Annotated in this window: 10 protein-coding genes; 7 read left to right on the top strand and 3 right to left on the bottom strand. The window is 41.3% G+C overall.

Annotated features, from left to right (window positions below; genetic code table 11):
• Positions 1-123: 123 nt before the first annotated feature.
• Both K331_RS0105205 and K331_RS0105200 read right to left on the bottom strand, forming a co-directional pair.
• Entirely contained in the window at positions 124-1,548 is a 1,425-nt protein-coding gene (locus K331_RS0105205) for a recombinase family protein (RefSeq protein WP_028589467.1), read from the bottom strand.
• A 12-nt stretch (positions 1,549-1,560) separates the two neighbouring features.
• Positions 1,561-2,214, bottom strand: a complete 654-nt coding sequence (locus tag K331_RS0105200; protein WP_084165349.1) for a LexA family protein — start codon at positions 2,212-2,214, stop codon at positions 1,561-1,563.
• A 166-nt stretch (positions 2,215-2,380) separates the two neighbouring features.
• On the opposite strand from K331_RS0105200, the gene K331_RS0105195 reads away from it, so the two are divergent.
• Together K331_RS0105195 and K331_RS0105185 are read left to right on the top strand one after the other, a co-directional pair.
• Positions 2,381-2,602, top strand: a complete 222-nt coding sequence (locus tag K331_RS0105195; RefSeq protein WP_028589465.1) for a helix-turn-helix domain-containing protein — start codon at positions 2,381-2,383, stop codon at positions 2,600-2,602.
• 240 nt (positions 2,603-2,842) lie between these two features.
• A complete protein-coding gene (locus tag K331_RS0105185) occupies positions 2,843-3,589 on the top strand; it encodes a phage antirepressor KilAC domain-containing protein (protein WP_036634217.1) in 747 nt (248 codons plus the stop codon).
• A gap of 203 nt (positions 3,590-3,792) precedes the next feature.
• On the opposite strand, the gene K331_RS31365 is transcribed toward K331_RS0105185, so the two are convergent.
• Positions 3,793-4,173, bottom strand: a complete 381-nt coding sequence (locus K331_RS31365) for a DUF2513 domain-containing protein (RefSeq protein ID WP_156897615.1) — start codon at positions 4,171-4,173, stop codon at positions 3,793-3,795.
• Positions 4,174-4,257: 84 nt separating this feature from the next.
• Here K331_RS31365 and K331_RS28945 point away from each other — a divergent pair, with 84 nt between their 5' ends.
• From K331_RS28945 to K331_RS32935, 5 genes are all read left to right on the top strand, one after another.
• Positions 4,258-4,632 (top strand): Rha family transcriptional regulator, encoded by a 375-nt coding sequence (locus tag K331_RS28945; RefSeq protein ID WP_051289641.1) that lies wholly within the window; start codon positions 4,258-4,260, stop codon positions 4,630-4,632.
• A gap of 2 nt (positions 4,633-4,634) precedes the next feature.
• Positions 4,635-4,928 (top strand): hypothetical protein, encoded by a 294-nt coding sequence (locus tag K331_RS0105170; RefSeq protein WP_028589462.1) that lies wholly within the window; start codon positions 4,635-4,637, stop codon positions 4,926-4,928.
• Between the two features lie 2 nt (positions 4,929-4,930).
• Positions 4,931-5,092 (top strand): hypothetical protein, encoded by a 162-nt coding sequence (locus tag K331_RS31815; protein ID WP_156897614.1) that lies wholly within the window; start codon positions 4,931-4,933, stop codon positions 5,090-5,092.
• Entirely contained in the window at positions 5,092-5,760 is a 669-nt protein-coding gene (locus tag K331_RS0105160) for a hypothetical protein (RefSeq protein ID WP_028589461.1), read from the top strand. The genes K331_RS31815 and K331_RS0105160 overlap by 1 nt, the downstream gene beginning before the upstream one ends.
• Positions 5,761-5,944: 184 nt before the next feature.
• Entirely contained in the window at positions 5,945-6,073 is a 129-nt protein-coding gene (locus K331_RS32935) for a hypothetical protein (RefSeq protein ID WP_264177745.1), read from the top strand.
• The last annotated feature ends 3 nt before the right edge of the window (positions 6,074-6,076 follow it).

The raw sequence follows: 6,076 nt of genomic DNA, 5'->3' as shown, positions 1-6,076 counted from the left end.
ATTTAGTTACTACAACAAGAAAAAATAGACCAAAAAAACAAAGAACCCTTTATTTCAGCGGGTTCTTTGTTTTCATTTGATTTGTATTTTGTTTTAGCGAACAACCACCTGAATGAAGAAAAATCAAGCTAAAAGCCAATCAATTTTAGGGTCACTAGTTTTGCCGGTTAGAGTGACATAGTTAACTATTTTCCTGATAGCTGCTTTCTTCTCATCCTCATCAAAATAATCCCAAGCGAGTCCGATTTGCGTGATTGTATCAATGAATATTTTTTTGTCATGCTTTCTTGTTGAATTGTCTAACATCTCATCCAAATCGTTTTCAAGGCTTTCGCGTTGTTCCTCTAGCTTTTTTATTCTACTTCTTACAGATGAGGCTTTGATATCTCCAGATTCGATAGCGTCATAAAGGTTTTCCAAACTAACATCTATTTTCTTTAAAGAATCGCTTATGGTGTCGATATGTCTTTTAGCATCAGAAGAGTCATCATCTCCACGAAGAAGATCATTAACTTTTTTTGGATTGGTGCCAAGCGATTTTATTTGTTGTATCACATATTTTTCGACCAGTTCTCGTCGTGGATATCCTAGAGTACAAGTACCAGTGCGATCCTTTACTCTGACATGCTGTTTTTTACAAGCATACAATTCATATGCGTAAGTTTTGCCTGATCTTTTAGTCACTCGTTTCACATGAACTATTGGACCTCCGCATACCCCACACTTTAAGAGGCCAGTTAATAAATATTCGCCCAATGGGGTTTGGCCCTCTTTTCTTTTTTCGGTTTCTCTTTGAACGGCATCCCACATTTCTTGTGGGATAATAGCCTCATGTTTCCCTTGGACTATCCTGCCTGAGTTTTTGAATTTCCCAGAGTATACGGGCCGTTTTAATATTTCCATGACAATATTGTGGTCAATTGTTCGTTTGTTGGTTCTGGATGTTGCCCACTCCGCAATTGATAGTCTCGAATGACCTTGAAGGTATAGTTTGTAAATTTGCTTTATTATCATAGCTTCTTCTGGTACTATCTCTAACATTTCAATTTCTTTGTTCCAAATGTAACCAAAGGGTATTCTGCCACCATACCACTTACCAGCATCAACGCGTTGCCTTCTTCCTAATGTCATTCGTTCAACGATCATGTCTCTCTCTAACTGTGCGAATACGGCAAGAATGCCGATTGTAGCTTTACCAAATGACGAAGCAGTGTCAAAAGGTTCTGTTGATGATTTAAAAGTAACATTATTTTTATCAAAAACATCTTCAAGCAAGTGTAGAACATCTTTTTGTTTTCTGCTTAGTCTGTCGAGTTTATGTACAAGAACTGTTGAGACATTTCCTTCTTCTATGTGTCTAATCATTCTTTTTAGCGCTGGTCTTTCCATCTTTGTTCCAGTGAACCCGTCATCTATGTAAAACTTATAATAATCCCAGCCTTGTGATATGCAAAAAGCCTCTAATTTTTGTTTCTGTATCTCAATTGAATAACCATGTTCAGCCTGTTCGTCGGTTGAAACTCTAATATAAATTGCAATGTGTTGCACGAATGGTCCTCCTTAGTTATCAATTATTATCTTTTTGAGTTTACCGAGTATCCTGATGTTTTCAGCGTTATCACTTGTTCTAATAATAGGAGCGTAATTTTCCTTGTTTTCTGATTGAAGGATCATAATTCCGTTATTTTTGAAAACTCTTTTCAGGTACACTTGGTCATCAATAGAAACGGCAGCTATTTCTCCCTCTTCAACATCTTCTTGTTTTCTAATCAACAAGAGGTCCCCATCAAAAATTCTTGCATTAACCATGCTATCGCCAGAAGCTCGGACATAAAAATAATCTCCGCCTTTTATCCACGAACGTGGAGTCTCTTCATAGCCTTCAATATGTTCATATGAAAGGATTCCGTTACCACACGAAACTTTACCAACGATAGGTATTCTCGCCACATCTAAGTCGTTCACATCGACACCCAGAAATGATTCTGCACCATCGAGTAATTGCTTGACTTCAACATCCAAAGCCTCTGCGATATCCGCGAGTCTATCCATATCTATTTTAATTTCGCCATTTTCATAACGTTGAATTGTCTTTTTGGTCAGCCCCACCTTTTCCCCGAGCACTTGTAAACTATAATTTCTTACATCTCTGTATTTTTTTATGTTGCTACCAACTACATAATAAAATAATTTAGAATCAGATTTTGCTGACAACTAAAAAACCGCCTTCCTCTAACTGTTTGAATTTATTATATACATAAAAAGACACGTTTAACAAGAAAAATATTTATTTGTGTCTTTTTATGGTTGACCGCTTTGGATGGTGATGATAAGATTGGGGTGTCTAAAAAAGACACGTTCACGAGAGGGGGTGAAGCTCTTGACCATCACAGTGAAGGCCGCTCGTGTAATGGCTAAACTCACACAACAACAGGTGGCAGATAAGTTGGGTCTATCACTAACTGGCTACAAAAGAAAAGAAAGTGGTATATCTAAGTTTTATGTGGATGAGATTGTAACAATTAGCGAAATTTTTAATGTGCCAGTAGAAATTTTTTTTGAAGTTAAGTGTCATAAAAAGACACAAACCACATCCCTTTAAGTAGGGTTGTCCACTTTGGAGAAAATCATACACATATACGGGAGGGGTGATTATGCACATTGAGCAATTCCCGAAAGATGTCCAGGACTTCATACATGAGTTGTGCGCTAAAGCGATATTGAGAGCAATTAATAATGGGACATATGTTCCAACTCAGAATCAAAATGAAGAAAGTCAAGAAGGCGACTCGTAAGAGTCGTTTCGGCGGACAAGCTTATCACCCCATAAGGAGGAAACTGCATGACAGTAACTCAAACATCATTGATTCCAACCATCTCGAACGAAAACGGGAACCTACTCGTAAGTGGTCGTGATCTTCATGAGTTTCTGGAGATTGGTACAGAGTACAGGAAATGGTTTGGAAGAATGGTCGAATACGGATTCGTTGAAAATGTAGACTTCGTAAGGGTGACCCAAAAATGTCCGACCCTTGGAGGGGTACAAGATGTAGTCGACCATCACATCAAAATCGAGATGGCAAAAGAACTGTGCATGATCCAACGTAACGATAAAGGCAGGGAAGCACGTCAATACTTCCTCGACCTTGAGCGTAAGTGGAATAGCCCTGAAATGGTCATCAAACGAGCACATGAATTTCTGGAACGAAAGGTAGCTGCGCTGACAACGGAAAACTTGGTACTCGTGCAACAAAATAACGAACTGCAGCCGAAAGCTTCTTACTACGATCTAGTGTTACAAAACAAGTCGCTACTTTCTGTATCGAAGATTGCAAAGGACTACGGCATGAGCGCCAAAGCTATGAATCAAATGCTTCACGACCTCGGTGTTCAATTCAAACAAGGTGACATTTGGCTCTTATATGCGAAGTATCAGGACAAAGGCTATACACAGACCTCGACGCACGTTATAGACGCTGATAACTCGAAGGTTAGCACGAAATGGACGCAGAAAGGCAGACTGTTCATCTATGACCTACTTAAAGGCGAAGGCATTCTACCCACGATTGAGAAGGAGGAAACTGCATGACTCAATTACTAGGAGAAAAAAACATCCCTAATGTATATCTGGCAGGGTACAGAATAAACCAGATTACCAAAGGGATGCCGCACGAAACTGCAGTAAGTGAGATCGTTGTATCGTTCGATATGATTTCGGATGATCTTCATTTGAACAAGCACGAAGACTTTATGAATGACGTTCGAAAGTTTCTTGAGGAAAGGAACACAGAATTAAGGAAATCCCATCATACCTTTAGCGATGCTTCCAGCGACTTGCCCAATGACTGATATTGAAACGCTGGCGAACGACGAACCAACCTTTTCCTTCGTCTTTTCCCAGACATTGTTATCACGAATGTTATCAAGGAACTCATGCCCTTTGTAGGTGAGCCCAGAAATCAGGGGGAGAGGCCAATTGTCATAAGCTCTGAAACTACCATTCAGAAATCCAGCTTCATTAAGGCGAGCGATAGTGTAAATGATGTCTTCTAACGGGTAGGATTTCGTTTCATCGAATCCTTGGAAATGGAATGAAGTCAAAACATTGTTCAAAGTCGAATATTTCTCGATTGTAAGTAAGATATCTCTGACACAATCATGATCTAACCTCATAAGTAACACCCTTTCGAAATCATCTTCAATTAACAACTGTTCGACAGTGATGTACAAAACTCCTACTTAGAAAGGAATGATTATATGACTCAATTAGTATTCTTACAGAACGGACAAGCAGTGACGGACAGTTTAATAATGGCTGACGTATTCAAAAAAGCCCATGACGATGTTTTGAGGGACATAAGAACTCAGCTTGAAAAGCTTGATGCTGCCGGAGAAACAGAATTCTCACTCCGCAACTTTGCGGAGTCAAGTTATCGTAACGAGCGTGGCCGTGAGTACCCCAAATTCGATATGACCGAAGATGCCTTTGCTATTGTCGCTATGGCGTATGTAACCCCAGAAGCCATGAAGATGAAAGTTAAGTTTTTGAACGAGTTCAATACTTGGCGATCGTTAAGGAAATGGCAATTAAGTACAGCGTCAAATTTGAATAATGACAAAGGAGCGAAATAATCATGACTGTTACGCCAATGATGCTAACCGACCAAGAACTAAAACTGATTGAATTCATCCGAACGCTGGACTTTGACGACATGTTGAATGCACTGGACGGCCTTAGAGCCGTAGCAGAAGACCTCTCCACTAAGTCTATAGTACATGCTCACAAAGGAAACCACAGTACCGCTCAAGCCTTTAAAAGCCAAGCTGAGAACGTGGACAAGCTCGAACAATTACTTGGTGATGCAAACGAAGAATATCGCAAGGAACTAAACGCATTTCTTGAAGAGCCAATTAAGAGAGGAGAATGAACATGAAAGAAGCACAAGTATTGAAAGCAGCTTATAACGAATGCGTGAAGCGTTGTAAACCAGAAGAGGTCCAAGACTTTATCAACCGAGCACGTAACTATTGGTCAGGTAACAACGAGATGACGACACTTATCCAAAATTTAGAATCGGGAGTGAACGCGTAATGAGAAACGAAAAATTCGAATTTACTGGTGAAACTAAAGAATACTTTGGACGCACGTTGCACCGTATCAGAGCTGTAAAAGACTTCGGTAATGTATCTGCCGGTGACTTGGGAGGATGGGTCGAAAAGATAGACAACATTAATGTGTATGGCAACGCATGGGTGTCTGGCAACGCAAGGGTGTATGGCAACGCATGGGTGTCTGGCAACGCAAGGGTGTCTGGCGACGCAAGGGTGTATGGCAACGCAGAGGTGTCTGGCAACGCATGGGTGTATGGCAACACATGGGTGTCTGGCAACGCAAGGGTGTCTGGCGACGCAAGGGTGTATGGCGACGCAGAGGTGTCTGGCAACGCAGGGGTGTATGGCAACACATGGGTGTCTGGCAACGCAAGGGTGTCTGGCGACGCAGAGGTGTATGGCGACGCAGAGGTGTATGAGCGGAAGCAACTAATGGTCATTACACCAATTGGCAGTGAGGACGGCACATTGACGGTATTCCGCACTAAGGATAGTGGGATAGCGGTAAAACGAGGTTGTTTCTCTGGGAGTCTCGCTGAGTTTGAAGCGGCGGTCGCTAAGCGTCATGGTGATAGTGACTACGGCAAAGAGTACCAAGCGGTTATCGAACTTATCAAATTACGTTTTAAGGCGGGTGTTGAGGTATGAAGAACCTATACACACGTTTCGCCGCTGGCAAGATCATTGATGGTGCTCCACATGTACGCCGACACGGTTCATGGTTTCCACTTAGTGTAGTAGCAAAATGGCAGGCTGAATCTAATAAGGGGTGATAGTCATGTGGTGGCGACGCAAACCAAAGATGGCTAAGAGTCTACGGGGTTTGAGTGTCATGAATGATGAGCATCTAGATTATCTGTATGAGCAGTACAAGGTAGATGAGGGATTCGGAATCATAAAAGATAGATTGTCATTTGGTCGCTACGTTGAGCTGGAACAGAAGATCAAATGGGAGGCGTGATGT

The organism is Paenibacillus massiliensis subsp. panacisoli DSM 21345 (assembly GCF_000426545.1).
GTDB lineage: Bacteria > Bacillota > Bacilli > Paenibacillales > Paenibacillaceae > Paenibacillus > Paenibacillus panacisoli.
The sequence above is the reverse complement of the archived record's forward strand: the minus strand, read 5'-3'. Positions and strand labels throughout refer to the sequence as shown.

What these genes read in the sequence shown, in the direction of transcription:
- K331_RS0105170 (WP_028589462.1), top strand. Translation starts at nt 4,635, where the DNA reads ATGACTGTTACGCCAATGATGCTAACCGACCAAGAACTAAAACTGATT.
- K331_RS31365 (WP_156897615.1), bottom strand. Translation starts at nt 4,173, where the DNA reads ATGAGGTTAGATCATGATTGTGTCAGAGATATCTTACTTACAATCGAG.
- K331_RS32935 (WP_264177745.1), top strand. Translation starts at nt 5,945, where the DNA reads ATGAATGATGAGCATCTAGATTATCTGTATGAGCAGTACAAGGTAGAT.
- K331_RS28945 (WP_051289641.1), top strand. Translation starts at nt 4,258, where the DNA reads ATGACTCAATTAGTATTCTTACAGAACGGACAAGCAGTGACGGACAGT.
- K331_RS0105160 (WP_028589461.1), top strand. Translation starts at nt 5,092, where the DNA reads ATGAGAAACGAAAAATTCGAATTTACTGGTGAAACTAAAGAATACTTT.
- K331_RS0105185 (WP_036634217.1), top strand. Translation starts at nt 2,843, where the DNA reads ATGACAGTAACTCAAACATCATTGATTCCAACCATCTCGAACGAAAAC.
- K331_RS31815 (WP_156897614.1), top strand. Translation starts at nt 4,931, where the DNA reads ATGAAAGAAGCACAAGTATTGAAAGCAGCTTATAACGAATGCGTGAAG.